This window comes from Chryseobacterium sp. CG10_8 (genome assembly GCF_058117085.1).
This window is the reverse complement of the sequence record NZ_JBYVEB010000212.1, coordinates 1-1896: the sequence shown is the minus strand read 5'-3', so window position 1 is coordinate 1896 and position 1896 is coordinate 1. Positions and strand designations below refer to the sequence as shown.

The 1896-nt window shown below is 30.3% G+C and carries 3 protein-coding genes; all 3 read right to left on the bottom strand.

The window, feature by feature from the left end; genetic code table 11:
• Window positions 1-636 (bottom strand): hypothetical protein (locus AC4AGG_RS16260; protein WP_489773072.1); only part of this gene is annotated, 636 nt, incomplete at its 3' end.
• A 198-nt stretch (window positions 637-834) separates the two neighbouring features.
• Entirely contained in the window at window positions 835-1491 is a 657-nt protein-coding gene (locus AC4AGG_RS16255; RefSeq protein ID WP_489773071.1) for a hypothetical protein, read from the bottom strand.
• Window positions 1492-1715: 224 nt separating this feature from the next.
• On the bottom strand, window positions 1716-1896 hold a 181-nt coding region (locus AC4AGG_RS16250), incomplete at its 5' end, for a phage tail-like protein (RefSeq protein ID WP_489773070.1).

Here is a 1896-nt window from a genome sequence, read left to right as displayed (position 1 = left end):
CGTATAAGATTCGGTAGTACAACTTACAATACCATCATTGTCTGGATCTAAATCTAGATCATTTAAAACTCCATCTGAATCTGCATCTTCATAGGAGCCGTAACCAACGGTGGTTACCCCAGTATAAACCGCATCCTGTAAATCAATATACAAATTGACCGTTTGATTATTTCCACCAGTTCCAAATTGGTTTCTAAACAGTAAATTAATTCCTTTTACAGTAGTGCCAACTGGAATTGTATTAAAAAATGTTTTCGGATCAATAACAAGCTGATATTGGTTAGGTGAAGTGGTATTGCTAACGCCATTGTTTAAAAAACTTAATGCCCCTAGAGTTCCTATAGTGCTAATGTTTCCATGAACATATTGCCAAGTGGCTGATGAAGTTTCAACCCCTGCATAAAGATAAATTGTATTTTCTCCAGAGGTATAAAAATTATTAACGACATCTAAGTCATTTAAAACTATTTTTATTCCCTCATTAATTGTCGAGGAAGAAGCAACACTAATTGTGGCACCATTATAATTAAAAACAGCTTGCTGTGCATAGATTTTGAAAGAAAAGATTAATAAAAAAATGGCTAGCCATTTTTTATATAATTTTTCGGATATAAAATTTGTTGTAAATTTATTCATTAATAAAAAAGTTGTTGAATTATTTGATACACCCCTAAGTATATTTTTCTAAATATTGGTGCTGGTAATTGAATTCATTTTCTTGTTTTTGATTCATTTTTTTGAAAAAAAAACATCAAAACAATTAATAAAATTCCTGGTGAGAAGTTTCTGATATAAAAAGAAAAACTTTTCTAAAACTATTTAGTAAAAAAACTACTAAAAATAATTTATTTCTTTTGAAGGAGGCGGTCTTACAGAAAAAACGTTTGAGAATTTGAGTAAGTCTATATTCGATAAATAATAGAAATTAGTATTCTTATAAACCTCTTCTAATTTTTTAATCTCTAATTGAATAGCTTGTAAAAGACAATCACGCTGATGTGTATTTGAAGGAATTATAAACTCTGTTGAATTGAATTTTCCATTAGAGCTAAAATTTTCTTTATTTTTAGAAGGTTGCAGTACAAATTTCGGCTTCTGAGGTGGTATTTTTTCCAGTAGTTCTTTTTCTTTTGCTAATCTATCCTGCTCTTTCTGCTTTTTGAAATCTACTTTAGCAACTTGAGGCGTTTTATTGTTTTTGGTTTGTTGCTTTGAAGAATTAGAATCTAGAGATTCTTTGAAAATCATTTGTACATCACCTACTAAGGTGATAATTTGTGTATTCTGTGTTACGTCTTGTTCATTTTCGCTTTGATTACTTTCATAAACATAATCAACACCATAAACAGAAGCATTTCCACTAATAGTAACCACCCCTTGCTGGGAAGAAACAATTAATGAAATCAAGAAAAAAACAAAAAATATCAATTTTTTTTGAATAAAAGCCAACGTACTTCTATTTTCTTTAATAAGAATTAATTTTTTTTTCACGATATTTGTGATATGCAAAGTTAATTATTTTTTTTATACAACAAAAAAAAATAATATGCACCAAATACAACAACCCATCGTAACAAACTGTAAATCAAAAAAAGTGCAATAAAATCACCTATTATCAAACATTTTTATGATATGCACTACATTTAGATTTACGAAAAACCTTCCAAGATTTATTGGAAGGTTTTTATTGAGTTTTTTTATTCAGGCTTTTGTTTCTATGGCATCCAGTAGCTCCATTTGCTTCCGTTGAATACGGCTAAGCGTTTTGCTCCCGCTTTGTTGATGTACACCATCATTCCAGGGGATGGACTTGGAACATTGTTGGTATCTGATACAATAGGTAACACCATGGCTTTGGTCGTACTCTCCAAGACCAAAACCCCATCTGCGGTACTA